The organism is Microbacterium sp. B19(2022), from assembly GCF_012030385.1.
GTDB lineage: Bacteria > Actinomycetota > Actinomycetes > Actinomycetales > Microbacteriaceae > Microbacterium > Microbacterium oxydans_B.
In genome coordinates this window covers 1-26,155 of record NZ_JAAUVO010000033.1, presented here as the reverse complement: position 1 = coordinate 26,155, position 26,155 = coordinate 1, and the positions used below count along the sequence as shown (strand labels likewise).

Here is a 26,155-nt window from a genome sequence, read left to right as displayed (position 1 = left end):
GTGGGGTGCGGTGCGTGCGGGTGTGGGGGCACAAAGAGGCCCCACCGCCATGCGCAACGGTGGGGCCTCTCGTGTGACTCAGCGGGTCACGGGTACGTCAGCGTCGCCGGTCCCTCGTTGTCGAGGCCCAGGAGATCCTGCGCCTTGCGGAGGTACACGAGCTGCTCGTCGTCGAACTCGAGCGGCTCGAGCTTCTGCGTCTCGATGGTGGTGTCCCACGCCTCACCGTCGAAGTACAGGTTCGGGCAGGCGAGGTGGCCGTCGAGGATCCAGACGCTGTCCGACTCCCGCAGCTCCGCGACGTCGAAGTCGTTGGCCTCGTAGATGTCCAGCGCCTCCTCCGCGTTCTCGGGGAACTCGCCGGGTGCGGGCGCCGTCATGAAGTCGGTGCCCTTGAGCGTGGCGCGCAGGAACCGGACGAGGGTGTTCGGGTTCTCCTGCGCCCACTGGGTGCCGGCGATCTGCACGTCGTTGGCCCAGTTGCGCAGCGACTCCACGACGATGTTCGCGCCGTGGTCCTCGAGGGCGGCGCGGTCATCCGCGTAGAACGGCTGCAGGCTGATCTTGTCGTTGACGAAGAACTCCGTCCACGACTCCGAACCCGGGCCCGGGTAGACGATCTCGGCGTTGATCGACGAGACGTCCCAGCCCTCCTCCTTCAGCACCTGCGCCCGCTGGAACTCGGCGGGGTCGCCGGGGGTTCCGGCGAGCACGATCGAGGTTCCGTCGAGGTCGTCGACGCTCTTCACGTCGGACTGCACCGCGAAGTCGAAGTTCTGCCGGCAGTAGTGCCCGGAGACGAGGTCGATCTCGACGCCGCCGCGGATGGCGTCGATCACGGTGCCGGTGGATTCGACGCCGATGTCGGCGCTGCCGCTGGCGACCGCCGCCGTGACGTTGTCGGCGGTGATGACCTCGACGGTGAGGCCCTCTTCCTCGTAGTAGCCGAGGTCGCTCGCGAGGGTGAACATCGAGTACATCGTGATGTCGGGGAAGGGGATGGCCACCGTGATGTCGGTGTCCTCCGCCGCTCCGGGTTCGCCGTCGCCGAGGTCGACGGGCTCTGCCGGTGTCGGTGTCGGCGAGGCGCAGGCGGCCAGCAGCGTCAGTGCTGCGGCTCCTCCGACCACGGCGATGCCGAGTCTGTTTCGTGTCGTGCGCATGACTCTCCATTCGGGCAAGTGCGTGCGACTCCTCCGTGGAGTGGGGCGCCTCACGCGGATTTTGGGATACGGTATCCAATTTGGAATCCGGTGTCCATGCTTTGCGGGATATCGTGCTCGAACAGGGTCTAGACGGCCGTGATGGAAATTGGATACAGTATCCCAAACAGATTCCCGCGATGAAGAGGTGAAGATGCGTGCCGCCGTGCTGAGCCGTCATGACCTGGACGGGCTGACCCTCCAGGAGACGGCCGAGCCGACGCCCGGGGAGGGCGAGGTGCTCGTGCGGGTCGACACCGTCGGCGTGAATCAGCTCGACCTCAACGTCATCGCGGGCATCGGACCGGGAGCACAGGCGCAGCTGCCCCGCATCCTCGGCATCGACCCTGCCGGCGAGATCGTCGCCGTCGGCGCCGGAGTCGACCGGAGCCGCATCGGCCAGACCGTCGTCGTGAAGCCGAACATCGCCTGCGGCACCTGCGCGCACTGCCTGGCCGGAGACGAGGCGAACTGCCCGGCGCAGACCGTCGTCGGCGTGCACCGCGATGGGGGAGCGGCCGAGTTCGTCACCGTTCCCACCCGCAACGCGATCGACCGTCACGGCCTCGACGCCGCACAGGCGACCGCGCTGGTGCACAGCGCCTCGATCGTCATCAACGCGGCCCGCACCGTCGCGCTCGCCGCCGATGACCGCGTGCTGATCACCGGCGCCGGCGGCACGCTCGGACGTGCGGCGGTGGCCATCGCCCTCGCTCGCGGCGCCGACGTGGTCGCCGCGTCACGCCGCGCCATCGCCCCCGTCGGCGATGAGCAGATCATCCAGGCATCGGATGCTGCCGCCCTCGCCTCTGCGCTGAGCGGGGGAGAGGGCTTCGACGTCGTGCTCGACGTGTCCGGCCACGCTCCGACCCTGAGCGCCGGGATCTCCGCGCTCCGCTGGGGAGGCAGGGCCGTGTTCTGTGCGGCATCCGTCGACAGCGATCTACGCATCGACGCCCGCGACTTCTACCTGTGCCGCAAGCAGCTGTCGGGTGTCGCCAGTGCGCGCTACGCCGACGTGGCCGAAGCGCTCGCGCTCGCCGGGTCGGGGGCGCTGCCCTCGCTCGTCGGCACCCGCTACGCGCTGGACGACATCGCCACGGCATATCGCGATTTCCCCCGCAAGGGCGACGGGAAGGTCGTCGTCGATGTGCGGTGACCGCCCTCGGTATCGAAGAGGAGACCACTAGTGACGAGTACTGCATCCCCGGGCGCCGGAGCGCTGGCCGGGATCCGCGTGGTCGAGCTCGGCCAGTACATCTCGGGCCCGTTCGCCGCCAAGCTGCTCGCCGATCTCGGCGCCGACGTCATCAAGGTCGAGTCGCCCGAGGGCGACCCGATGCGCCGGTGGGAGGGGCGAGCGACGATGAGCCCGCAGTTCGCCGCGTACAACCGCGGCAAGCGCGGCGTCGTCCTCGACCTCAAGAGCACCGAGGGGCTCGCGGCCCTGTTCGGTCTGGTCGACGATGCCGACATCGTGCTCGACAACTTCCGCCCCGGCGTGGCCGAGCGGCTCGGCTTCGGCCCGGAGGCCCTGCACGCTCGCAACCCGCGGGTCATCACGTGTTCGATCACCGGCTTCGGGCCGACCGGTCCCGCCGCGAAGCGCCCCGCGTACGACACCGTGATCTCGGCGACCGGCGGCATGTACAGCCAGGTGGTCCCGGCATCCACGATCCGTCCGCTCGGGCCGGCGTTCTCCGATCTGCTGTCCGGCATGTCGGCGGTGCAGGCGATGCTCGCCGCCCTTCACGCCCGCGACGTCAGCGGGGTGGGGGAGCACGTCGAGGTCACCATGGTCGGCGCGCTGCTCGACTTCCTCACCGAATCCGCCTCCGCGTTCCTCGAGACCGGCCAGGTCTCGTCTCCCGACTCGCGTCCCCGCCGTGCCCAGGCCTACGCCTGCCGGGGGTCGGACGACAAGGCGTTCGTCATCCACATGTCGGTGCCCGAGAAGTTCTGGACCGGTCTGCTCGAGGTGCTGGAGCGGCCCGACCTCGCCGACGATCCGCGCTTCTCGACCCGCGAAGGGCGCGTGCGCAACTACGACGAGCTCGACGGGGTGCTCAAGGAGATCGCCGCCACGCGGCCCCGCCAGTACTGGCTCGACCGGCTCGCCGCGCACGACATCCCGCACGGTCCGCTGAACACGATGGGCGACCTGTTCGACGATCCGCAGATCGCGAGCATGGGGCTGGTGGAAGAGATCGAGGGGCCGGATGGTGCGCTGCGCGTGCCCGTGCCCAGCATCCGATTCCAGCGATCCGGGCGTCCCGGGCTGCGCTACGCCCCGGGGCTCGGCGCCGACACCGAGGCGATCACCGGACTGCGCCCCGCATCCGAATCCGCAGACACCGAACCCGTACGAGCGAAGGAAGGGGCTGCCTGATGCCCGGCATCGACGACCTCGTCGCGATCGACGTCCACACCCACCCGCAGACCGAGGAGTTCATCGCGGCGATGGGCCAGCGGCACTCGCAGATGTCGGCGCACTTCGGGCGGGAGCGCCCGGTCGTGTCGTTCGCCGAGCAGGCGGATCAGTATCGCGATCGCAAGATGATGGCCGTGATCGTGAACTCCGACTCCGAGACCACGAGCGGCATCAAGGGCGCGCCTAACGACCTCCTCGGCAAGGCGCAGCAGGACCACCCGGATGTGTTCCTCGCGTTCGCCGGCATCGACCCGTGGAAGGGGGAGGCGGCGGTCGCCGAGATCCGTCGGATGCACGCCGAGTACGGCATCAAGGGTGTGGGCGAGCTCAACCCGTCGCGGCAGAAATTCCTCGCGAACGACCGGCGCTTCTTCCCGATCTGGGAGACCTGCGCCGAACTCGGGCTCGTGGTCATGTTCCACTCCGGGTTCCCCGGTGCCGGTGCCGGCACCCCGGGCGGTGGCGGCTATCGCCTCGAGAACGCCCGACCCGTGCCGTACATCGACGACGTGGCGGCCGAGTTCCCCGAGCTGAACATCATCAGCGCGCACCCGGCCTGGCCGTGGCACCTCGAGAACCTGGCGATGGTGTGGCACAAGTCGAACGTGTACCTCGACCTGTCCGGCTGGGCGCCGAAGTACCTGCCGCCCGAGGTGGTCCGCTACGCCGACTCGCTGATCTCCGACCGGGTGCTGTTCGGATCGGACTGGCCCGTGATGACCGCCGACCGCTGGATGGCCGAGTTCGACGAGCTCGGCCTCAAGGAGGAGTCGCGCCGGAAGATCCTGCTCGACAACGCACGCAAGCTGTTCCGACTGTGAGCGCGAAGGAAGGGGCCGATCGTGGCTGAACTGGTGATGGCCGCGGCGACCCCGCACAACCCGCTGCTGTGGCGGGCGATGCGCGAGCCGATGCCGGACGATCTCGTGGCGGTCGAGGCGAACTTCCGTCGCATCCGTGAGGCGATCACGGATGCCGGCGTCGACACGCTCATCGTGCTCGGCACCGATCACGTGCGGCAGTTCTTCTCGGACAACTCGCCCGCGTTCATCGTCGGCAAGGCCGCGTCGTATCACGGCACCTACGAGAACGAGGTGCGCACCTTCGGCATGGAGTACGCCGAGCTGACCGGCAACCCGGAGCTGGCGACGCAGATCACCGGCCGCGAGGTGCTGCCCGAGACGATCGACTTCTCGGTCTCGCACGAGTGGCGGCTCGACCACAGTTTCGTGTTGCCGCTGCAGTACGTGCGTCCCGAGCTCGACCTGCCGATCGTGCCGATCCACGCGAACTCGATCCTGCCGCCGCTGCCGACCGCCGCGCGCTTCGCCGCTCTCGGGCAGCACCTGCGCACAGCGGTCGAGTCGTGGGACAGCGACGCCAGGGTGGGGCTGCTCACCTCGGGGCACATGGCCACCGACGTCGGCGGGCCCCGCACGTTCAACGGCTCACCCGACCCGGATTTCGACGCCGAAGCGGTGGGGTGGATGCGCGACGGCGACCTCGACGGCGCGATCGCCGGATGCCGGTACGACCGCATCATGGCCGCCGGCAACGTCACCTACCAGTACGTGAACATCGTTGCCGCACTCGCCGCGGTGCAGGGGCGTCCGGCCGAGCTCGCCGAGGCGACGACCTCGCGCTTCGCCTCCAGTCCGTTCTTCCTGTGGAGGGCCGCATCGTGAGCCGGTACATGATGAACAAGTTCATCCGCGCGGTCGAGATGAGCACCGCGAACGTGAACGCCTACGTCGCCGACACCGAGGGCTTCGTCGATGGCTGGCTCGCCGGGGGAGCGGGGCCCGATGCGGTCACCGACGACCGGGTGCTGACCCCCGAGGAGCGCGAGGCGTTCGTGAACCGCGACTACGGGACGCTCTACGGTCTCGGCGCGCATCCGTATCTGCTGTGGCACTTCACCGAAGCGGTCTACGAGCACGAGTACACCGAGGGCTTCGGGTGGCGCGAGCTCGTCGAGCGCTATCGTGCCGCGATCATCCCGCACGGCGAGGTCGACGACATCCCCTGATCCGTTCCGCATCCCCGTCGGAGATTCGCAGTTCCCTCGGCCACTTTCCTGCAGAGAGGCCGAGGGAACTGCTGTTCTCCGAGCGAACTGCAGCGGGCAGGGCGCGACGGATGCCCCGCGGTGGGGTCCACGGGGCATCCGTCCTAGTGGCGCCGGCGTCGAGCGACGAGCGGGGGACCCGTCGGCATGGGGATGGACGCCGTGCGCACCGGCGATGCGGGGTCTCCTCCCCCGAGGACGACCGCACCGCCGGCGTCTTCGCTACGCCGTCAAACGACGACGGCGCAGGAGTCCGGCCCCTCCGAGGAGGAGCAGGGCTGCGGCGAGGGCGATCAGTCCTTCGGTCGGAGCGCCGCCGGTCATGGCGAGCCCTTCCGCCTGGCCGGTGGTCACCGCGCCAGAGGCTGTCGCGGCACCGGCCGACGTGCCCGGGTCCGTTCCGGGGTCGGTGCCCGGGTCGGTTCCCGGGTCCGTGCCCGGGTCAGTTCCAGGGTCGGTGCCCGGGTCCGTGCCGGGGTCCGTCCCCGGGTCAGTTCCCGGGTCGGTTCCGGGACCGGGGTCGGTCACCGTCGCCTCGCCGACCACCGAGATGGCGTTCCCGCCGATCGTGATCGGCAGCGTCACCGGCAGCCCCACCTGGGTGCCGCCGAGGATGCCGTCGGTTCCCGTGGTGGTGTTGCCTCCGGTGGTGGGTGCGGTGGGTGCGGCGGTGGTTCCACCGCCGCCGGTGACGGTGGCGTCGTCGAGGGCGGAGATCGCGTTGCCGGTCACGGCCACGGGGGCGGTGATGGGTGCGGTGATCTGGGTGCCGCCGAGGATGCCGTCGGTTCCGGTGGTGGTGTTGCCGCCGGGCACGGGCGCGGTGGGTGCCGGGGTGCCGGCCGTGCCGGATCCGGTTGCCGCGCTGTCGCCGAGCAGGGAGATCGCGTTACCCGACACCGTCACCGGTGCCGTCACGGGTGCGATCGCCTGCGTGCCGCCGAGGATGGCGTCATCGCCGGAGGTTTCCCCCGTCGTGGCGGGAGCGGAAGAGTCCCCGGTGCCGGCCGTGCCGGTTCCGGTCGCCGCGCTGTCGCCGAGCAGGGAGATCGCGTTGCCCGACACCGTCACCGGTGCCGTCACGGGTGCGACCACCTGGGTGCCGCTGCCGGTCCCGTCGTCACCGGACGTCGTGCCCGATGCCGCCGGAGCAGAGGATGCCGGTGCTGCGGCTCCCTCGCCACTCGGTGCGGCGCTTTCGGAGTCGCCGAGCAGCGACACGGCGTTGTCCGTGACGGTGATCGGTGCATTGACCGCGAGTAGCGCCTGGGTGCCGGAGAGCACGCCGTCCACACCGTTCGTGGTCACGAGAGGTGCTCCGGCCGGGGTCTCGGCCTGGGGAGCCGAGTTCTGGGGGGTTGCGGCCGGGGCACTGGTCGATGAGCTGTCGTCGAGCACGCTCACGGCGTTGCCCGACACGGTGACGGGCAGGTTCACGGTCACCACGGCCTGGGTGCCGGATGCCGTGCCCGAGGACCCACTGGTCACCGGCGCCGGAGCGGGTGCCGGAGCCGGAGCCGGAGCCGGAGCCGGAGCCGGTGCGGGGGATGGTGCCGGTGCCGGTGCGGGCGCCGCGACGACGTCGCCGAGCACGGAGATCGCATTGCCGACCGCCGAGATCGGTGCCGAGATCGCTGTCTCCGCCTGCGTGCCGGAGAGCAGTCCGTCGTCTCCGGATGTCTCGGCCGCGTTGGCGGCCGTCGCACCGAGGAGCGTGATGCCCCCGGCGATGAGCGTGCCCCACAGGGCTCGCTTGAGGTAAGTGCGCATGATCGTTTCTCCTGACTGGATGGATCGTCTGATGGGTGCGCGCGATCAGAGTGCGCGCGCAGCACGGCATCTGTCGTCCCCGGGGGAACGACGTGACGGTCCGTCAGTCAGGTGAGACGTCGGTGTCGGCGACCGGCGACGAAGGAAGCACGTCGTCGGATGCGCCGGATGTCCGCTCGCCAGCACGGAGCGGAGCAGGGTCCACGTCGCTGAGGCGCGCGTGGGCAGGGCTGGATCCTCCGCCGGGGCCGGCGGAGGAAGATGCGGGTACGGGGGCGCCCGGCGGGCTCCCGGACGGAGTGCCCGTGGGTGCCGTCGTCGTGTCTTCCGTGGCCGGGGCGGACTCGTGCGAGACGAGGTCCGCAGCCGAGAACGACACGGCGGATGCCCGCGCGGAAGCGGTGCCCGAAGCGCCGAGGATCGGTGCGGAAGTCGCCTGCGTCGCGGAGACGGCGGCGACGGTGGTCGGGCTCACGGGGGGATCGACGACACCGGTACCCGGGGTCGGATCGGGTGTCGTCGGATCGAGCGCCTCGAGCACGGGCGGCACGGTCCCGTTCGTCACCTCTCCGAGGAGAGCCGTCGTGTCGTCGACCGTTCCGACCACATCGCGCACCGCGGTGACCACGCCGAGGTCGGACACGAGTCCGCCGACGATGGGGACGCCCGCGACGGTGTCGAGGATCGGGTCGGTGATCTGCGCGACCGGCGAATCCGTCAGAACCTCGGTGACCGGGGCGACGACCGCGTCGACCGTCTCGGTGACGGCGTGCACGACCGGCGCGGTCGCAGGACCCACGACCGGGGTCTTCGCGACGGTGTTCGTCACGGTCTCGACGACGGCGGGAACGGCCTTCTGCACGGGAGCGACGACCTTCGTGACGACTGGTGCGACGACCTTGGTGACGACGGGGGTCACGGGTGCGGTGACGGCCGACACGGTTTCACTGACGATCGAGGTCAGCCCGTCGAGCGGGCCGTCCTGCTGCTCATCGGCGTGCGCGGATCCGCCTCCGAAGAAGAGGGTGAGCGTCGCCCAGGCGAGCGCTCCGACGGCACCCCAGAGGACGACGGCAGGAACGCCGCGTCGGGTGGCCGGAACGTCCACGTCGACCTCCCCCTCCGAAGGCAACGTACCTCGACGCAGGTGCATCGATTGCGGGTGACGATACTCGCGAGCAGACCGTCTGTCTAGGGGGTTTTGCGCGCGTTTCCGGGAATGTCGGGTTGTGACGCGCCCGGTGAAATCTCGGCTTGACTTTCCCCAGGTTCTACACATCCCCCTCCCGAGAGGGGCAACCTTCAATGCGCGATTTAAACTGATTCTCATCCACAGGCTGGGGAAACAGCTAAACCCTGGTCAGGACAAAGAAAAAAGTTTGAACTCACACCCATCCACGGGGTTATCCACACCCGTTGTGCACAGACACTCCGGCTTTGTCCGCACGCTTTCCACATGGTTATCCACAGGCCGTGTTGCGTGTGGAAACAGTCGCTCGTAGCGTGGGCGAGCGACCGAATGTCGGAGGCACCTGTTTCGCTGTGCGGAGCGGCACTTTTGGCCGAGAGCCACACGGCCCCGCCGTCGGAACGCCTCATCAGAACATCGCATCGGAAACGTCGCATCGAAGGGAAGACTGTGTCGATCGCCGACATCTCAGAGGAGCGGATGGGCGCGAAGCGCGCGCCGGAGCGTACGCCTCCTCACGACCTTCTCGCCGAGCAGAGCGCGCTGGGCGGAATGCTCCTCTCGAAGGATGCCGTCGCCGACGTGATCGAGACGCTCAAGGGCGCCGACTTCTACATCCCGAAGCACGAGCTCATCTTCGAGGCGATCCTCTCGCTGTACTCGCACGGCGAGCCGACCGACGTCGTCGCCGTCACCGACGAGCTCATCAAGACCGGCGAGCTCGGTCGTGCCGGTGGCGCCGACTACCTGCACACCCTCACCTCGATCGTCCCGACCGCGGCCAACGCCGGCTACTACGCGGGCATCGTTTCGGAGCGCGCCATCCTCCGTCGCCTCGTCGACGCCGGCACGCGCATCGTGCAGCTCGGCTACGCGGGCGAGGGTGACGCGACCGACATCGTCAACAACGCGCAGGCCGAGATCTACTCGATCACCGGATCCGAGACCGCCGAAGACTACGTCCCGCTGCAGATCGCCGTCGACGCCGCTCTCGAAGAGATCGAGGCCGCCAGCGGTCGCGACGGTTCGATGACGGGTGTCCCCACCGGCTTCCGCGAGCTCGACGAACTCACCAACGGTCTCCACGGTGGTCAGATGATCGTCGTCGCCGCGCGACCCGCCATGGGTAAGTCCACGCTCGCGCTCGACTTCGCGCGTTCGGCGTCCATCGGCCACAACATCCCCTCGGTCTTCTTCTCGCTCGAGATGGGCAAGAGCGAGATCGCGATGCGTCTGCTCAGCGCCGAGGGCCAGATCCCGCTGCAGAACATGCGCAAGGGAAACCTCGACCCCCGCGACTGGACGACCGTCGCGGCGACCCGAGGCCGCATCAACGATGCCCCGCTCTACATCGACGACAGCCCCAACATGACGCTGGTCGAGATCCGCGCGAAGTGCCGTCGACTCAAGCAGCGCGAGGGCCTGCGCATGGTCATCATCGACTACCTGCAGCTGATGACCTCGGGCAAGCGCGTCGAGTCGCGTCAGCAGGAGGTCTCGGAGTTCTCGCGAAGCCTCAAGCTCATCGCCAAGGAGCTGCAGGTTCCCGTCATCGCCCTGTCGCAACTGAACCGTGGTCCCGAGCAGCGCACCGACAAGAAGCCCGCGATCAGCGACCTGCGTGAGTCCGGCTCGATCGAGCAGGACGCCGACATGGTCATCCTGCTGCACCGCGACTCGGTCTACGACAAGGACGTGCGTCCCGGCGAGGCCGACCTGATCGTCGCCAAGCACCGTAACGGTCCCACCGCAACGATCACCGTCGCGTTCCAGGGTCACTACTCGCGCTTCATGGACATGGCCCCGGGCGGCGACTTCAACTGACGCCGACGGTGTCGGCCGGGTGCTACCGCCCGCCGACCAGCTGGTTCCCGGATCGGGCGACCAGCGGACCGAGAACGGTGGCGGCGTCGAGCTCGGCCACGCCGTCGATGCGGAACACCGTACGCTCGCCGGGAAGTAGGGTCACCAGGCCGCGGTCGACCCGGGCGTCGGGAGACAGCCGGTCGACGAGCAGGGTGAGGTCGCGCACCAGTGCGCCCGCGGTGACGGTCACCAGTTGCCCGCCGTCGGCGACGCGCTCCACCTCGGCGGTGAGGCGCGGCTCGGCGAGGGCGCTGTCGCGGGGTTCGGCGAACCACCAGAGGCCGCGCGCTCCGGACACATCGGCGACGATCAGCTCGGCGGAAGCGTCGCCGGGCGTGGCGACGGCATCCGGAATCGAAACGCGCGTCGACTCCCGCGGAGCGATCGAGACCGCCACCTCGACCGAGGCATGCACCGTGCCGTCGAAGCCGATCCGTCGCAGCGAGAGGCTGTCCGACCAGGTGTCATCGGTGTCGTTGTGCAGCACGGCTTCGAGGCCGTCGCCCGAGGGCTGCACCGTCACCACGCGGGGTTCGAAGGCGTTCTTGATGGCGAACAGCAGCGGCTTCTCTCGTCCGTCGCCGTCGATCGCCGCCCAGGAAGTCACCGGCCAGCAGTCGTTGAGCTGCCACACGATCGCGCCGGCATTGTGCGGGGCCAGTGAGCGGAACCAGTCGAGCGCGAAACCCACCGCATTCGCCTGATTGAGCTGCATGGCCCAGTGCCAGGTCTCGATGTCGTCGGGGATCGGGTAGTGCGCGACCAGGCCGGAGCCCAGCTTCGCGTTTCCGTCGGCCGCCTTCTGGTGCACGATCATGCCGGGGGAGTCGGGCGTGATCGGATCGTCCGAGATGGATCGCGTCAGTGTCGACCACGCGGGCGGCCCCTGCCACCCGAACTCGGCGACGAACCGGGGGCGATGGTTGCGGTAGGTCGGCCAGTCCCGCCGGTTCCACTGCTCCCACAGGTGCATGGTGCCGTGCGCCTCGTCGTTCGGATGCGGGCCGGTCTGCTGACGCCCGTCCCACCCCGCGCCCGGGCTGAAGGGGCTTCCGGGTGCGTAGGGAACGTGCGGGGCGAGCTCGTCGATGATCGCCGGGAACAGCTCGTAGTAGTAGTGGGCGCCCCAGGTCTTGCCGTCGAGCAACGTCTTCCAGCCCCAGTCCTCATACCCCCAGGTGTTCTCGTTGTTGCCGGTGAGCAGAGCGAGTGAGGCGCGGTGGGCGAGGCGTGCGACGTTCTCCCGCGCTTCCGCCTCGATCTCGGCGCGCAGGGGATCCTCCTCCGCGTACGCGGCGCAGGCGAACAGGAAGTCCTGCCAGACCAGCAGGCCGAGCTCGTCGGCGAGATCGTAGAAGTCCTCGGACTCGTAGATTCCCCCGCCCCAGACGCGGACCAGGTTGAGGTTCGCCGCCTTCGCCTGCTCGAGCCGGGTGCGATACCGATCCCGGTCGACCCGGCTCGGGAACGCGTCGTCGGGAATCCAGTTGACGCCCTTCACGTAGATCGGTCGGTCGTTCACGAACAGGGTGAACGGTGTGCCGGATGCATCCGCGGTGGTGTCCCAGCGCAGGTCGCGGAACCCGACGCGTCTGGTCGCGGAGTCCAGCGCCGCGCCATCGGCCAGGAGGGTGATCTCGACGTCGTACAGCGGCTGGGCGCCATGGCCGGCGGGCCACCAGCGCTCCGCATCGCTCACCCGGACCTCGATCTCACCCGACGTCTCCGAGGCGGCGATCGGAACCGTCTGCACGGTCCCGGCGACCTCGACCATCAGGTCGAGCGGGAGCGCCGAGGCGCGCTCGATCTCGACGGCGACGCGCACCGTGCCGTCGGTGCCGTCCGGTGTCGCGTGGACGCGGACGTCGCTCAGCCGGGCGTCGGACCAGGACTCCAGACGCACCTCGCGCCAGATGCCGCTCGAGTAGGTGGCGATGCCCCAGTCCCACCCGAAGCTGCACGCCGACTTGCGCAGGGCGTTGAACGGCGAGGGATACGGGCGCGGTCGCGCACCCAGCGCCACGCTCTGCGCGTCGGCGTACCGGACCGGGCTGCGGAAGGCGACGGTGACCGTGTTGTCGCCGGTGGTGAGCAGGTCGGTCACATCCAGGCGGTAGGAGCGATGCTGGTTGGCGACCTCGGCGATCACCTGCCCGTTCACGGTGACGGTCGCCACGGTGTCGAGCCCGTCGAACACGAGCTCGTGACGGGACGCGGCCTGCTCATCCGGCTCGAGCGCGAAGCTGCCCTCGTAGGTCCAGTCCACGAGACCGATCCACGCGAGGGCGGATTCATTGTCGTCGAGGTACGGGTCGGGGATGAGGCCCGCCCGCAGCAGGTCGAGATGCACCACACCGGGGACGACGGCGGGGATCCACGCATCGGCCACCTGTGCGGGGCCGCCATTCGGGCGGACGCGCCAGCCCTCGGCGAGCGGACGGCGGATGAGGGGAAGGGTGGACGCGACGCTCACGGGACGGCTCCTGCTTCGACGCCTCTGCAGTTCCCACTCTGGAAGGAGCATGAAGGCGACGGGGGTGGGGGATGATGACGGCATCCAGCTTCGCAGCTTCGTCGACCGGGAGACGGATTTGCGGGACGAGTCGGGCGAAGATGCGCGAGTCCACCCGATCCCGGCCGGCGCCATCTCTCCGAGAGGACTACCCGGCGGATCCTGGTGCCGGCTTTTCTCCGCGGCTGCCCGCGGAGACCGGCGCGAACCGATCGGTCCCCGCTGTGCCCGCGCGGAAACGGATGCGGATCACCGGGAGCGGGCCCATCGGCCGATCCTGCGGGATCGAGATGACCAGGTTCCCCCAGGGGTCGTCGTCCCGGGCGTGCGCGGGATCGACGATGGCTCGGAAGTCGAGGTCTTCCCCCGTCGTCAGGAGTTCCACGCCGAGCACGGACTGAGGTCGAATGCCGCGCACGGTGGCGGTCTCGTCCGGCCAGGCGACGAGGTGCAGGTACAGGGCGTTCTCGTTCATCGTCGTCGGACCGTAGAACTGCCACGGTTCCAGCCCCGGTCGAGCGCCGATCACGCTCTCGCGATGGGTGCGCATCCAACCGGCGATCTCGTGGAGCGACTTCTCCTCTTCGGGCGGCAGAGCGCCGGTGCTGCTCGGCCCCACGTTCAACAGGAGCGAGCCGCCGTTCGCGACACAGTCGACGAGCGTCCGGATCAGGTGCGCGGTGGTCTTGTAGTCGTGGTCGCTCGGATCCCATCCCCACGTGTCGTTCATGGTGATGCACGCTTCCCAGGCGTCGCTGAGAAGCTCCGCAGGGATCGACTGCTCCGGCGTCACGTAGTCGCCGATGCCGGGGAGGCGGTCGTTGAGGACGATGTCCGGCTGATGGGACCGGATGTGTCTCTCCAGGTCCGCGCTGTCCCATTCCCCCTCGGTGCGCTCCCACCCGCCGTCGAACCAGAGCAGATCGATCGGCCCGTAGTTCGTGAGCAGCTCGCTGAGTTCGGCCTTCATCCCTTCGCGGAATCTCGTCCACTGTTCGGGCGTCGCGCGCGGGTACTCCTCGAACGCGTACGGTGCGAACTCGGTGCGCCATGCCGGGTAGTCGGGATCCGACCAGTCGGACACCGAGTAGTAGAAGCCGATGCGCAGTCCTGCCTCCCGGAAGGCATCCACGTAGTCGCGGACGAGATCGCCTCCGCGAGCTCCATAGGGAGACGTGGAGATGTTCAGCGGCGTCGCCTCGCTCGGCCAGGACGCCCAGCCCGAGTGATGCTTCGTGGTGAAGACGGCGTACTGCATCCCCGCATCCCTCGCTGCCTGTGCGATGGCGTGAGGATCCCACTCTCGAGGGTCGAATTCGTCGGCGTGCCGGAAGTAGTCGACCGCTCTTCGTGCGTGCACGCCCGTGCCGTCATCGCTGGTGAGCCCGACCATCGGCCAGGACAGATCGACTCCGAGCCGGCTCGCCTGGTCGAAGTGGATGAACAGTCCGAACGAGGCGGAACGGAACCAGTCGAGGCGGGAGTGGAGGGGGGAACCCACGGCGGCAGATGCCGGAATGGGAGGCGTGGCGATGGGCATCTGCTTCTCTTCGTCCAGGGCGTGATCAGGGTCGGATCGCCCGCAGATGCGAGCACTTGACAAGGCGACGCGCATCAATTTACGCTCGCCAGCAACGTTAGGCAACCGGTTACCTAAATATCGGTGCGGTGATGGGACAACCATCGACAACGTCCTCGCGTCCCGATAAGGAGATCCTTCAATGAAGAAGTCGCAGCAGCGAATGATTCGTTCCGCCAGTGCCTTCACCGCCCTCGTGACGGCACTGGCTCTGGCCGGTTGTTCATCCGGCGATTCGTCGACCACGACCGACGACGGCCGGACCGTTCTCACGGTGTACGGCTGGAAGGGCGGCGAAGGCGAGCCGGCGAACGTCGCCGAGATCAACGCGGCTTTCGAGAAGGCGAACCCCGACATCAAGCTCGAGTTCGAGGCCATCCCCGCGAATGAGGCCTATTCGCAGCGCGTGCAGCCTGAGCTGCTGGCCGGCAATGCCGCCGACGTGATCATGCTGGACAGCAATCTTCTCGCGACATGGGGGAAGTCCGGATACCTCGCCGACCTGTCCTCGGCGTCCTGGGCCGACGACATCACCCCCGAGGTCGAGAGCTTCGCGACCTATGACGACGCCGTGCTCGCCATGCCCATGGAGGCCATCGGTGTCGGCCTGTACTCGAACACGGAACTTCTGAGCGAGGTCGGTGTGACCGAGGTGCCGAAGGACTGGGAGAGCTTCCTCGACGCGCTCGCCAAGGTGAAGGCTGCCGGCCACGACCCGATCACTCTTCCCGACAAGGCCGGGTGGACGGGCGCGATGGCGCTGCTGAACGCTGCGGCCACGACTGTCGACAAGGGCTGGGACGAAGAGTTCTCCGAGGGTGATGCGAGCTTCTCGGATTGGAAGCCGGCGGTCGAGCAGCTGCTCGACCTGCAGGAGCGGGGCTTCATCGATTGGAAGACCGAGCTCGGTGAAGACGAGTGGTCGCAGGGCGCAGACGACTTCACGGCGGGCGACACGGGCTTCTGGCTCCAGGGCGCCTGGAACCTCGGCGGCGTCGCCGAAGCCGGAATCAAGAGTCAGTTCACGGCCTGGCCGGGTGGGGAGCCGGGCGTCGACCCGAACGAACTGCTGTTCGTGGGGACGATGTGGGGCGTCAACGAGGCCTCCCCGGTGAAGGACGCCGCGGAGAAATACGTGGACTTCTGGTCCCAGCCCGAGAACCTCGATCTGTTCCTCCAAGCGGAGAACGCGATCTCTCCGTTCGAATCGGGCACCAGCCCGAAGAACGACGCGACGGGCGAGTTCCTCGCGTCCTACGAGGCGGGGAACTACCGCTTCATGCAGACGAACACCTGGATGGCGGGCGACGTGCAGACGCAGATGGGCTCTCGCCTGCAGGCGCTGTTCCTCGGTGAGATCACGACCGACGAGTTCCTCGACGAGATGGACGGAATCGCGAAGAAGGCGGATTAGTCCCGTTCCTGGTGCGGTCGCCCTCTCCGGCGGCCGCACCGCTCTCGCTGAAGGATTGTCATGATCGCCAAACGTCCCCTCGTCGCTCTCGGGTTCCTTCTTCCCGCGCTCGTCGTCTACGGGCTCCTCATCCTCTACCCGCTCGTCAACGGCCTCTGGCTCAGCTTCACGGACAGCAGCGGGGGCCCTCGGGCAAACTTCGTCGGCCTCGAGCAGTATTCACGACTGTTCACCGACGGGGAGGTCATCCGAGCAGTCGGCACGACCGTGCTCTATGCCGTCATCGTCGTCGTCCTGCAGAACCTCTTCGGGTTGCTCCTGGCCAGAGCGCTCTACAACCGGCCGCGGATCCGCAAACCGGTCAGCGTCCTCATCCTCATGCCGACGCTCGTCGCCCCGGTGATGGCATCGTTCATCTTCTCGTATCTCTACGCACCGGATGGAACGATCAACGAGGTGCTCCGCGCCCTCGGGCTGGACTCCCTCACCCGCATCTGGCTGGGCGAGACGAGCACAGCACTCGGCGCGGTGGCTCTGGTCAACATCTGGATGTTCGCCGGCTACTCCGCGGCGATCTTCCTCGCCGGATACCTCGCGTTACCCGCCGATGTCCTCGAAGCGGCCGACCTCGACGGTGCGACGGGATTCCGCCGATTCCGCACGATCGAATGGCCTCTTCTCGCCCCCTCGCTCACGGTGAACATCACGCTCTCCCTCATCGGCTCGCTGAAGGTGTTCGAGTTCCCGTTCGTACTGACCAACGGCGGCCCGGCGGGATCCACCACAACGCTCACCCTCCTCGTCTACCGCAAGGTCTTCGGCGGGGCGGGCGAGTTCGCCTACGGAGTGACGATCGCGGTCCTCCTCCTCGTCATCGTCGTCGTGCTCAGCAGCGTCGCCACGTCCGTTCTGCGCATGCGCGAGAGAAGGATCTGAATCCATGTCCGCATCACTCCCCGCCCCGGCCCGGTCACGCGACCACCGCCTGTGGAACGCGGGCAAACGCCGGCTCGGCGACATCGGGCTCATCGTCGGCGTCGCACTGTTGGTGACACCGTTCGCGTTCGCCGTGCTGACCGCGATCCGACCGGCCGCTGACGTGTCGGCGAATCCGCTCGGGTGGCCCGAACACCTCACGCTCGACAACGTCGTGGATGCGTTCCAGCGCATCAACTACGCGCAGAGCGTCGCGAACACCCTCATCATCCTGGTGTGCTCCTGCGTGCTGACCGTCGCCTTCGGCGCCATGGCCAGTTACCCGCTGAGCCGGATCGGGCGCTCCTGGACGAGCACCACCTACCGCGTGTTCATCATCGGGACCACCATCCCGATCTATGTGCTCATCGCACCGCTGTACCTGATGATCCGGGATCTGCACATCCTGGGCACGCATCTCAGCGTGATCCTCGTCTACACGGCCATGAACCTTCCGATCGCCGTGTTCTTCTACACCAGCTTCATGCGCCAGGTGCCGACGGAGCTGGAGGAGGCCGCGGCGATCGATGGTGCGGGTCCGCTGCGGATCTTCTTCGTCGTCATCTTCCCACTGCTCGCACCCGTCACCGCGACGCTGGTGACGTTCATCAGCCTGGTCGTGTGGAACGACCTCATCGTTCCTCTCGTGTTCCTCCAGGGCGAGCAGAACCGCACGATCATGGCGAACGCCTATGCCCTGATCGACCCGAACACGGTGGAGCCGACGACGCTGTTCCCGGCGGCGCTTCTCGGCGTCCTGCCGCTGATCCTGGTGTTCAGCTTCCTGCAGCGCTACGTCGTCGCCGGCATGTCGGCGGGTGCCGTGAAGACCTGACCAGATGAGCGGTGCTCGGCGGCTCGTGGGATCCTGAGAGGATGAGGGATCGGGAAGGAGCGCGATGAGGCGGCCGGTGACCTTGAAGGATGTCGCGGCAGAGTCGGGTGTCTCTGTGCCCACGGTTTCGCGCGTGCTCAACGGCGGTGGACATGTATCCGCCGAGACGCGGCAGCGCATCCATGAGGCCGCGGCACGACTGGACTTCAGGCCCAATGCGCTCGCGCAGTCGTTCGCGCTCGGGCGCAGTTTCACGGTCGGTGTTCTCGCCCAGAAGGCATCTGGCAACTTCTCGACGCCGGTCATCACCGGGATCATCGCCGAACTCAGCAAGCACGACGTCGCCGCGCTCGTCTACGACGATGAGGACAACGCCGCTGCCCGGCCGGACAATCTCCGCACTCTGCAAGCCCGTCGAGTCGACGGGATCATCGTGGTGGGTGACGGCACGGACGTTCCGTTCCCCTCGATATCGGAGTCGTTCCAGACGCCGGTGATCCATGTCTTCGGAGTCTCGGACAACCCCGAGGACACGTGCTTTCTCCCGGACGATGTGCAGGCAGGGCGCCTGGCCGCCGCGCACCTCCTTCGCCAGGGGAGAACGAGGATCGCGCATGTGACCGCGATGGAGTATTCGCGGGCGGTCCAGGATCGTCTGAGCGGTTTTCGTGCCGAGCTCGCTGATGCCGGCGTGGAGATCGCGTTGTCGGAACCCCTGTTCGGCGACTGGACCATTCCGTGGGGCTACCGTGCCGGTCTCGAGCTGCTCGAACGGCGCGGCGAGTTCGACGCCGTGTTCTGCGGCAACGACTACATCGCTCTGGGCGTCACCCGTGCGTTCGAACAGGCCGGGGTCCGAGTCCCGGAAGACGTCGCACTGGTCGGCTACGACAACTGGTCGAAGTACAGCGGGAGCCCCGATCGATTCCTCACCTCGGTGGATCCTCAGCTGAACAGCCTGGGGCGAGTGGCAGCCGAGGCATTGCTGGCGGACGACCCCGCAGCCCGGCAGCCGGGCGTCAGCTATCAGCCGTGCGTCCTCGTTCCGGGCATGTCGTCAGGAGCGGTCGCCTCCGACGGGCTGGGCGCGATCGCGCTCAGATGAGCGTGTGAAGCGGAGGAGCCGGTGAACCCGTCCTCGCGCTGAGACGCGGGCAACCGTGCCGTGAACGGCGACGTGCCCTCCTCACCCGGCATCGCGGATGAGAAGGGCACGAGGGGCGGACGCGTCAGTCCGCAGGTGCAGTCGTGAAGGATGCGGAGAAGTCCGCCACTCCCTCCGGCAGGAACGGTGCCGTTCCGACCTCGACGAGCGGGTCGTCCTTCGTATGGTTGCTCCACGGCGCCGGGAGCACGCGGAGCAGGAACTTCTCGATCTTGACGATGGCGCCCGCCTCGGGGTTGACCGTCAGTCGGAACCGGGCGTCGTCGGTCTCGTAGACGAGCACTTTGTCGGCGGTGGCGCCGTCTTCGACGGTGATCCCGTCGGCCAGCGCGAGCGCCTCGAGGAACGTCGCTCGATACTCGGGGGATGCCGTCAGGATGGGCACCGAATGCCCGAGCTCGTTCAGCATGTGCTCGGCGGCCGGTATCGCGAGCCGCTCCTCGATGCTCGCGTACAGCCCGTTGGTCTCGGGCTCGCCGTCCTGGGGCATCTTCGCCGCGGCAGCCTTCTCAGCGACGAGCTGCGATTCCATGCCACGCTCCCACGCGGCGAGGAATGCCGCCGGGTCGGCGGGGAAGTCCGTGGGGGAGACGGGAAGCGTCGCATCGCCCGCGCCCGGCTCGACCTCGGTTGACGTTGCAGGAGCCGCGCCGATCGGATATGCCGCGCCGTAGTAGCCCGTCCACGCCCGCTCGACCTTTGCCTCGTTCCCGAACAGCTCCGCGGCATGGAAATCGGTGCGGCCGGTGAGCGAGTATGTGCCGTCGGTCGCGCTGAGATAGGTCGCGCTCGACTCGGTGAGGACGGCGGCCGTCGCATCCGTCCTGAGGTTCCCGAACGGCAGGAACTTCTCGTTCGGGCCGCCGATCATGCCCAGGTGCCGCGTCGTGATCGTCACTTCCATCGGCGCGGCGACGGCGGCGCGGATGGAGGCCGCGGTCTCGTTGAGGTACGTCGATGCTGAGGCCGCTTGCGGCTGGCCGACGACTCCCGGGGGAGTGAGGACGGTGGCTGTCACCGCCACCGCGGCGACGGCCGTGCCTGCCAGTGCCACCGCGACGATGCGTCCGACGGGGCGTCGGCGTCGTGACCGGGCGATCTCCTGGTGGAGGGCGCGACGGGGAGCCTGCGAAGACGCGGGGTAGGTGGGCTTCATCTCGCGCACCGTGTCAAGGATGTCCATGGATGATCTCTTTCTCAGCAAGTCGAATGTGTGCGGTCGCGGGCCGGGGCTCATGGGGAACCTTCGGCGGTGGCGACGGCGGTGGGGCCGCGAGTTTGGTGCGGATGCGGCTCAGCCTCGATCGCACCGTGCCGACCGGAATCCGCAGCGCGGCGGCGATCTGCTCGTAGGTGAGGTCTCCCCACGCGTGCAGGAAGAGCACTTCCCGATCGCGGGCGGAGAGGGCTGCGATCCGCGGATAGAGGCGCTCGATCTCACCGGCCGCATCGAGCTGTGCAGTCGATCGATCGTGGTCGTCCGCGGCGATCGGGTCGCTCTGGGCGACGGACGCCTGCAGAGCTCGCCAGTGCTGGGCCTGTGCGCGGCGATGCTGGCCGAGGACGTTAGTCGCGATGCCCATCAGCCACGGCAGCGCCGATGGCCTGGACATGTCGTAGCGCCCGCGCTTGCGGAACGCGATCAGGAAGGTCTCGCTCACGACGTCGTCTCTCGCCGCCGGTCCGACGCGGCGGGCGACATAGCCGGAGACCGCGTCGATATGTCGTTCGAAGATCTCGGAGAATCGCTCCGCGGCGTCGAACGATTCACGGATGATGTCGTTGTCGTTGCTCACACTGGTTATTCGTCTCCCGCCGGCATCCGGTTCCATCCGTCCTACGGGATCGAGCCGGGCCGCGCGATTACCGGCGCATCCGGTCGGTCGAGTACTCCGCGCTCGCGTACGCCCCGCCCTGCGGCATCGACGCATCGAGCGGCTCTTCGGCGCCCCAGTCGGCGGCATCGTCCTGCGGCGCGAAGCCGATCGCCGTACCCGCGTCGAGATCCCACCAGCGCGTCGTGTTCGCGGACACGGCGTAGAAGACGGCCGTGTGCTCGGTGGTGGTCATCGCGGCGAGGAACGCGCGCACGGCATCCGCAGGGCTGAGCCAGGTGCGCTGTTCGCGCGCGGACCCCGGTCGCTGCTCATAGCTGCCGATGCGCACCGAGACCGTGCTGATGTCGAACTTGTCGGCGTAGAGCCGGCAGAGCGCTTCGCCCGCCACCTTCGCCACCCCGTAGAAGCCGTCGGGACGGGGCGGCATGTCCGGCGAGACGCGCTCGCCGGAGGGGTACATCCCTGTCAGGCGGTTGCTGCTCGCGAAGACCACTCGGGGAACTCCGGCACGTCGAGCAGCCTCCAAGACGTGGTAGGTCCCGACGATGTTCACCTCGGCCAGGTCGTGGAAGTCAGCCTCGTCGGCGATCCCGCCGAGATGGATGACGCCGTCGGCGCCGGCGAACAGCTCGACGAGTGACTCCAGGTCGCCGAGGTCCATCTCCGTGACGGAGTCATCGGGGCCGACCGGCGACGTCGGGCGGATGTCGGTGGACACCAGCTCGACCTGCTGTTCCGCGAGGGCTGTGCGCAGCGCTGATCCGATGGTTCCCGCAGCACCCGTGACGACCCAACGGCTTCCAGTGATCATGGTCGGATGCTACCCGCGGTTCGAGGGGTGGCGGCCGGATCGCGGAGCATCCGAACGGCTGAGCATCCGAGCGGCCGCGGGCTAGCGTGGGGCTGACCCAGGCTCGACAACGAAGGGGGATCGATGAGCGAACGACGGATCCGCGAAGGCTATGCGGCACGAGCGACCGAGTACGTCGAGCTCTTCGGTGATATCGCGCAGATGGATGCGGTCGACCAGGAGCGGATCGGGCGGTGGGCGGACGGCGTCGAAGGACGCATCCTCGATGCCGGGTGCGGCCCCGGGCACTGGACTGCCTTCCTCGCCGCACGAGGCCACGAGGTGGACGGGATCGACCTCGTCCCGGACTTCATCGCGGGCGCCGCTGCCCGGTTCCCGCACGTCTCGTATCGCGTCGCATCGCTCGCGGAATCCGGAATCGAAGGGGGATCGCTCGGTGGCATCCTCGCCTGGTACTCCCTGATCCATGCGTCTCCGGAAGAGCTCCCGGCCCTCCTCGCCTCTGCGCGGCTCGCGCTCCGCGACGGCGGTGGCCTGCTGGTCGGATTCTTCGACGGCCCCGACGGCGAGCCGTTCGCCCACGCCGTCACGACCGCGCACTTCTGGTCGATCGAGGGGATGTCCGCGCACCTGGAGTGGGCGGGTTTCGCGGTCGTCGACAGTGAGACCCGTGTGCAGGACGGTCGTCGCGCCCATGCGTCCGTCAGCGCGGTCGCCGTCTGAGGAGTCTTCGTCCTCGTCACGCCTCGGCAGTGTTCGAGGCTGATCCGCTTGCGCTGACGACCACCCTCCCGGCTATGCTCGTGATTGCTATAGCAAACGGGAAGTGCATCCGACCCACTTCAGCGCCGAGAGGGACACATCATGACCGAATCCGCACGCAGCGTCGTGGTGACCGGCAGCGGAAAGGGCATCGGTCGAGCCATCGCCGAGCGACTCACCGCCGACGGATGGATCGTCGTGGGGCTGGAGAGGTCTCCGGGGTCGGGCACGCTCGAGGAGGGGATCGTGGCCGAGGTCGTGCTCGGCGACGCCTCCGACCGCGCCGTCCACCAGCGGGCTGCGGAGGCGGCGCTCGCACGGGCACCCTTGGCCGGTTGGGTGAACAACGCCGGCATCACGAAGCACACCCCGCTGCACGAGCTCGATGAGAGCGTCGTGCGCGAGATCCTCGACATCAACGGCTTCGGCTACATCTGGGGATGCTCGACCGCGGTGTCGGCGTTCATCGATCAGGGCATCGCCGGGGCGATCGTCAACGTCGGCTCGATCCACGGCCGCGCCAGCCACCCCGACCACGCGGCCTACGAGTTCACCAAGGGCGGCATCGACGCGCTGACCCGCAGCGTGGCGGTGAGCTACGGCCGCCTCGGCATCCGTGCCAACACGGTGGCGCCGGGCGGCGTGCGCACCCCGCACCTCGAAGCGAAGATCGCCGCAGCCCCCGACCCCGCCGCCGAAGAGCGTGGACTCGCCGAAGGGCCGCCGATGGGACGCATCGCCCGCTCCGAAGAGGTGGCCGCGGTGACCGCCTTCCTGCTCTCCGACGAGGCTCCGTACCTGAGCGGCGAATCGATCGCGGTGGACGGGGCGTGGACGGCATCCTTCGGCGATGTCGATGTCGACCCGGCGCTGGCCGCCCGGTTCCGGCGGGCGTGAGGGACTGCGCGACGGCGCGGCCCACGACTCAGCGGAGGATCGCGGCGTCGTCGCGCTGAAAGCGGCTCCGGTACTCGCTGGGAGTGAGGCCGTACAGCGCGCGGAAGCGCCGGCTCGCATAGTTCGCGTCGTCCCATCCGACGGCCTGGCCGACCTCGGAGACGCTCTTGTCGGTGAGAGCGAGCTGCGTCGCGGCCGCTTCGCCCCGTGCGCGGGTGAGCCACGCCATGGGGGAGATGCCGACATGCGTCTTGAACACCCGATGCACCACCGCGGGCGAGAAGTTCGCGACCCTGCTCAGGTCGGCGATCGTCCAGCGCGCGCTGAGATCGTCCTGCATCAGATTCATCATCGTGATGACCGAGCGCGCGATCGTGCTATCCGTCGCCGGCTGCGGGGAGAGCGCGAGGGTGCTGAAGGAGTCGAGCACGCAGGTCGCCAGACCGATCAGTGTGGGCGCGTGAACCGTGCGCGAGTGCTGCGTGATCTGCTCGAGCCAGCTCAGCACCCGCGCGCACGACTCCTCGTCGAACTCACCGAGATTGGGCTCCCCGCCGAGGAGCGCACGCGCGAGATCGGGATACTCCACGATCCACGAGAGCTCGCGGAGCAGCAGCTCCGGGGCCAGGTAGAGGTTGAAGGTCCACAGCTCATCGGTGTCACGATAGGCATGCCACGAGCCGGGTCGGATGATGATGACCGACCCGCGCGCGATGGGCAGACGCCCCTCACGCGTCACGTGTACCCCGGTTCCCCGGGACACCACCGCGATCTCCAGGTAGTCGTGGGTGTGCTCGGGGATGCCGCCCAGAGCGGGCACGTCGTTCGAGGCGATGGGGAGGGCACCGGCGCGGAAGACCTCGTAGCGCTGGATGGAGGGGTAACGGACGACCACCACCCCACACTGACATAGCGGACCTCATCGGAGAAGACACCCGCGAGGATCGTGCTAGTGATGAACAGCATCGTGCTGGCAGCGGCACGGAGCGCCGGACAGGATTGTCGATATCCCCCGCTGGGCGACGACGCGAGAACTCAGGGAGCAGTACACGCATGTTCAATGCCGAACAGAAGACCGCACCACCGATGAGGAGTGCCTTCGCACCCGCTCGTCGACGGCGGTGGCGTGGTGCCCACGTTCCGCTCTGGTTCATCGTGCCGGCACTCCTCCTCTATGCCTTCGTCACCCTCGTGCCCTCGGCGCGCGGCACCGTCTTCGCCTTCTCGGACTGGGACGGGATCAGCGCCGACTTCGACCTCATCGGGTTCGGCAACTTCGTCGAGGTGTTCACGGACCCGCTCGCGACAGCGGCCCTGGTGAACACGTTCGTGTTCGCCGCGGTCACGATGATCCTGCAGAACGGTCTCGGCCTGCTGCTCGCACTGGCGCTCAACACGGTCGTCAAGAGCGGCGGGCTGCTGCGCACGATCTTCTTCGCCCCGGTGGTCCTGACCCCGCTCGTGTGCGGATACATCTGGAGCTACCTCCTCGCTCCGACGGGCGGCGTCAACGCCGTGCTCGGAGCCCTCGGGCTCGACTCGCTGCAGCAGAACTGGCTGGGCGATCCGCAGTTCGCGCTCGGCGCCGTCTGCGTCGCGTACCTGTGGCAGTTCACGGGCTTCTCGATGGTCATCTATCTCGCAGGTCTCAAGGCGCTGCCCTCCGAGGTGATCGAGGCTGCCGTGATCGACGGTGCGGGCCCCGTGCGCCGATTCTTCTCCGTCGTGCTGCCGCTCATCAACGGAGCGGTCGTCATCAACCTGCTCCTGACGCTCATCAACGGCCTCGCCCAGTTCGACCAGGTGTACGCGATGACCGGCGGCGGACCCGCGCGGGCCACGGAGACCATCTCGACCGTCGTGTACAAGGTCGGATTCCAAGGAGGCGACGTGCCCTACGCCACCGCGCTCGCCACGGTGATGGCGATCGTCGTCGCGGTGCTCGCCACAGTCCAATACCGCCTCACTTCGAAGCAGGTCGACCGATGATCAACCGATACACGGGGCGCACCCTCACGCTCGAGATCGCACTGTGGGCAGTCGCGGCCGTCTTCCTGCTGCCGCTCTTCGCCCTCGTCAACCTCTCGCTCAAGGCACCGCACAACCCGACCGGCGCGTTCGTCATCTCGGGCCAGTACAGCGTCGAGAACTTCGGCCGCGCGTGGGAGGACGGCCACCTGGGTGCCGCTCTGATGAACAGCGCCGTCGTGGCCGTGGTCAGCATCGTGCTGGTGCTCGTGGCGGCCTCGCTCGCCGCCTATCCGCTGGCGCGGCTCGGTTCGCGCTGGTCGCGCGGGATGTTCTACCTGTTCATGGTCGGGCTGGTCGTGCCCGCGCAGCTCGGAGTGCTTCCGCTGTTCCTGAGCATCCGCGACCTCGGCCTCAACGGCAGCCTGCTCTCGGTGATCCTCGCCGGGGCCGGCAGCTCGATCCCGTTCGCCGTGTTCATCATCACCATGTTCCTGCGCGAGAGCCCACGCGACTTCGAGGAGGCGGCATCCCTCGACGGATGCGGTCCGATCCGCACCTTCTGGCACATCGTGGTCCCGCTGCTGCGGCCCGCGATCGGCACCGTCGCCATCCTCAACGTGATCTCTATCTGGAACAGCTTCTTCATCCCGCTGCTGTTCCTCTCCGGAACCGGCAACGAGACACTTCCCGTGCGCATCAGCGGATTCGTGCGCACCTATCACGCCGACTGGCCGGCGGTCTTCGCCGCGCTCCTGATCTCAGCCGCCCCGATCCTGATCGCGTACTTCTTCCTGCAGAAGTACATCATCCAGGGATTCGCCGGCGGTCTGAAGGGCTGAACCCTCAGCCACCCCCTGCCCCACCCTGCCC

23 protein-coding genes are annotated in these 26,155 nt (G+C 68.2%); 14 read left to right on the top strand and 9 right to left on the bottom strand.

Features of this window, described 5'->3' with window-relative positions; all coding sequences use genetic code 11:
• Window positions 1-86: 86 nt before the first annotated feature.
• Window positions 87-1,163 carry an ABC transporter substrate-binding protein gene (locus HCX50_RS19265; RefSeq protein WP_167635421.1) on the bottom strand — a complete coding sequence of 359 codons (1,077 nt, stop codon included), beginning with the start codon at window positions 1,161-1,163 and terminating at the stop codon, window positions 87-89.
• A 193-nt stretch (window positions 1,164-1,356) separates the two neighbouring features.
• On the opposite strand from HCX50_RS19265, the gene HCX50_RS19260 reads away from it, so the two are divergent.
• The 5 genes from HCX50_RS19260 to HCX50_RS19240 are packed head-to-tail and all read left to right on the top strand — an operon-like array spanning window position 1,357 to window position 5,662.
• Entirely contained in the window at window positions 1,357-2,361 is a 1,005-nt protein-coding gene (locus HCX50_RS19260) for an alcohol dehydrogenase catalytic domain-containing protein (protein WP_167635420.1), read from the top strand.
• A 30-nt stretch (window positions 2,362-2,391) separates the two neighbouring features.
• Window positions 2,392-3,591, top strand: coding sequence for a CoA transferase (locus HCX50_RS19255; RefSeq protein ID WP_167635419.1), 1,200 nt, complete (start codon window positions 2,392-2,394; stop codon window positions 3,589-3,591).
• Window positions 3,591-4,454, top strand: coding sequence for an amidohydrolase family protein (locus tag HCX50_RS19250; protein WP_105712145.1), 864 nt, complete (start codon window positions 3,591-3,593; stop codon window positions 4,452-4,454). Before HCX50_RS19255 ends, HCX50_RS19250 begins: the two co-directional genes overlap by 1 nt.
• 21 nt (window positions 4,455-4,475) lie before the next feature.
• The gene (locus HCX50_RS19245) at window positions 4,476-5,318 is read left to right on the top strand and encodes a hypothetical protein (protein ID WP_167635418.1); all 843 of its coding nucleotides are present in this window, start codon (window positions 4,476-4,478) and stop codon (window positions 5,316-5,318) included.
• A complete protein-coding gene (locus tag HCX50_RS19240) occupies window positions 5,315-5,662 on the top strand; it encodes a hypothetical protein (protein WP_167635417.1) in 348 nt (115 codons plus the stop codon). Before HCX50_RS19245 ends, HCX50_RS19240 begins: the two co-directional genes overlap by 4 nt.
• 261 nt (window positions 5,663-5,923) lie before the next feature.
• Here the strand turns inward: HCX50_RS19240 and HCX50_RS20115 are convergent, their stop codons facing one another.
• Together HCX50_RS20115 and HCX50_RS19230 are read right to left on the bottom strand one after the other, a co-directional pair.
• A complete protein-coding gene (locus HCX50_RS20115; protein ID WP_167635416.1) occupies window positions 5,924-7,471 on the bottom strand; it encodes a chaplin family protein in 1,548 nt (515 codons plus the stop codon).
• 103 nt (window positions 7,472-7,574) lie between these two features.
• Window positions 7,575-8,579: a hypothetical protein gene (locus tag HCX50_RS19230; protein WP_337750257.1), complete on the bottom strand. Its 1,005-nt coding sequence runs from the start codon at window positions 8,577-8,579 to the stop codon at window positions 7,575-7,577.
• Window positions 8,580-9,110: 531 nt separating this feature from the next.
• Here HCX50_RS19230 and dnaB point away from each other — a divergent pair.
• Window positions 9,111-10,484 carry a replicative DNA helicase gene (gene dnaB / locus HCX50_RS19225; protein WP_029264272.1) on the top strand — a complete coding sequence of 458 codons (1,374 nt, stop codon included), beginning with the start codon at window positions 9,111-9,113 and terminating at the stop codon, window positions 10,482-10,484.
• Between the two features lie 22 nt (window positions 10,485-10,506).
• On the opposite strand, the gene HCX50_RS19220 is transcribed toward dnaB, so the two are convergent.
• Together HCX50_RS19220 and HCX50_RS19215 are read right to left on the bottom strand one after the other, a co-directional pair.
• Entirely contained in the window at window positions 10,507-12,999 is a 2,493-nt protein-coding gene (locus tag HCX50_RS19220; RefSeq protein WP_337750255.1) for a glycoside hydrolase family 2 protein, read from the bottom strand.
• Window positions 13,000-13,186: 187 nt separating this feature from the next.
• Window positions 13,187-14,578 (bottom strand): alpha-L-fucosidase, encoded by a 1,392-nt coding sequence (locus HCX50_RS19215; RefSeq protein ID WP_167635414.1) that lies wholly within the window; start codon window positions 14,576-14,578, stop codon window positions 13,187-13,189.
• A 181-nt stretch (window positions 14,579-14,759) separates the two neighbouring features.
• On the opposite strand from HCX50_RS19215, the gene HCX50_RS19210 reads away from it, so the two are divergent.
• The 4 genes from HCX50_RS19210 to HCX50_RS19195 all read left to right on the top strand — a co-directional run bounded on the left by HCX50_RS19210 (window position 14,760) and on the right by HCX50_RS19195 (window position 18,946).
• The gene (locus HCX50_RS19210) at window positions 14,760-16,031 is read left to right on the top strand and encodes an ABC transporter substrate-binding protein (RefSeq protein ID WP_167635413.1); all 1,272 of its coding nucleotides are present in this window, start codon (window positions 14,760-14,762) and stop codon (window positions 16,029-16,031) included.
• Window positions 16,032-16,091: 60 nt separating this feature from the next.
• On the top strand, window positions 16,092-16,967 hold the full coding sequence (locus HCX50_RS19205; protein WP_167635412.1) for a carbohydrate ABC transporter permease: 876 nt from the start codon (window positions 16,092-16,094) through the stop codon (window positions 16,965-16,967).
• 4 nt (window positions 16,968-16,971) lie between these two features.
• On the top strand, window positions 16,972-17,841 hold the full coding sequence (locus HCX50_RS19200; RefSeq protein ID WP_167635411.1) for a carbohydrate ABC transporter permease: 870 nt from the start codon (window positions 16,972-16,974) through the stop codon (window positions 17,839-17,841).
• 76 nt (window positions 17,842-17,917) lie between these two features.
• Window positions 17,918-18,946 (top strand): substrate-binding domain-containing protein, encoded by a 1,029-nt coding sequence (locus HCX50_RS19195; RefSeq protein ID WP_167635410.1) that lies wholly within the window; start codon window positions 17,918-17,920, stop codon window positions 18,944-18,946.
• A 124-nt stretch (window positions 18,947-19,070) separates the two neighbouring features.
• Here the strand turns inward: HCX50_RS19195 and HCX50_RS19190 are convergent, their stop codons facing one another.
• The 3 genes from HCX50_RS19190 to HCX50_RS19180 all read right to left on the bottom strand — a co-directional run bounded on the left by HCX50_RS19190 (window position 19,071) and on the right by HCX50_RS19180 (window position 21,655).
• The gene (locus HCX50_RS19190; RefSeq protein ID WP_091027758.1) at window positions 19,071-20,189 is read right to left on the bottom strand and encodes a hypothetical protein; all 1,119 of its coding nucleotides are present in this window, start codon (window positions 20,187-20,189) and stop codon (window positions 19,071-19,073) included.
• On the bottom strand, window positions 20,176-20,802 hold the full coding sequence (locus tag HCX50_RS19185) for an RNA polymerase sigma factor (RefSeq protein WP_205829424.1): 627 nt from the start codon (window positions 20,800-20,802) through the stop codon (window positions 20,176-20,178). Before HCX50_RS19185 ends, HCX50_RS19190 begins: the two co-directional genes overlap by 14 nt.
• A gap of 67 nt (window positions 20,803-20,869) precedes the next feature.
• Window positions 20,870-21,655, bottom strand: a complete 786-nt coding sequence (locus HCX50_RS19180; RefSeq protein ID WP_167635409.1) for an NAD-dependent epimerase/dehydratase family protein — start codon at window positions 21,653-21,655, stop codon at window positions 20,870-20,872.
• Between the two features lie 123 nt (window positions 21,656-21,778).
• Between HCX50_RS19180 and HCX50_RS19175 the strand changes: the two genes are divergently transcribed.
• Window positions 21,779-22,378 carry a class I SAM-dependent methyltransferase gene (locus tag HCX50_RS19175; protein ID WP_167635408.1) on the top strand — a complete coding sequence of 200 codons (600 nt, stop codon included), beginning with the start codon at window positions 21,779-21,781 and terminating at the stop codon, window positions 22,376-22,378.
• Between the two features lie 141 nt (window positions 22,379-22,519).
• Window positions 22,520-23,314: an SDR family NAD(P)-dependent oxidoreductase gene (locus tag HCX50_RS19170; RefSeq protein ID WP_167635407.1), complete on the top strand. Its 795-nt coding sequence runs from the start codon at window positions 22,520-22,522 to the stop codon at window positions 23,312-23,314.
• Between the two features lie 28 nt (window positions 23,315-23,342).
• Here HCX50_RS19170 and HCX50_RS19165 read toward each other — a convergent pair whose 3' ends face one another.
• The gene (locus HCX50_RS19165; RefSeq protein WP_167635406.1) at window positions 23,343-24,209 is read right to left on the bottom strand and encodes an AraC family transcriptional regulator; all 867 of its coding nucleotides are present in this window, start codon (window positions 24,207-24,209) and stop codon (window positions 23,343-23,345) included.
• A gap of 158 nt (window positions 24,210-24,367) precedes the next feature.
• On the opposite strand from HCX50_RS19165, the gene HCX50_RS19160 reads away from it, so the two are divergent.
• On the top strand, window positions 24,368-25,303 hold the full coding sequence (locus HCX50_RS19160) for a carbohydrate ABC transporter permease (protein WP_231481646.1): 936 nt from the start codon (window positions 24,368-24,370) through the stop codon (window positions 25,301-25,303).
• Window positions 25,300-26,124, top strand: coding sequence for a carbohydrate ABC transporter permease (locus HCX50_RS19155; protein ID WP_197021093.1), 825 nt, complete (start codon window positions 25,300-25,302; stop codon window positions 26,122-26,124). Before HCX50_RS19160 ends, HCX50_RS19155 begins: the two co-directional genes overlap by 4 nt.
• The last annotated feature ends 31 nt before the right edge of the window (window positions 26,125-26,155 follow it).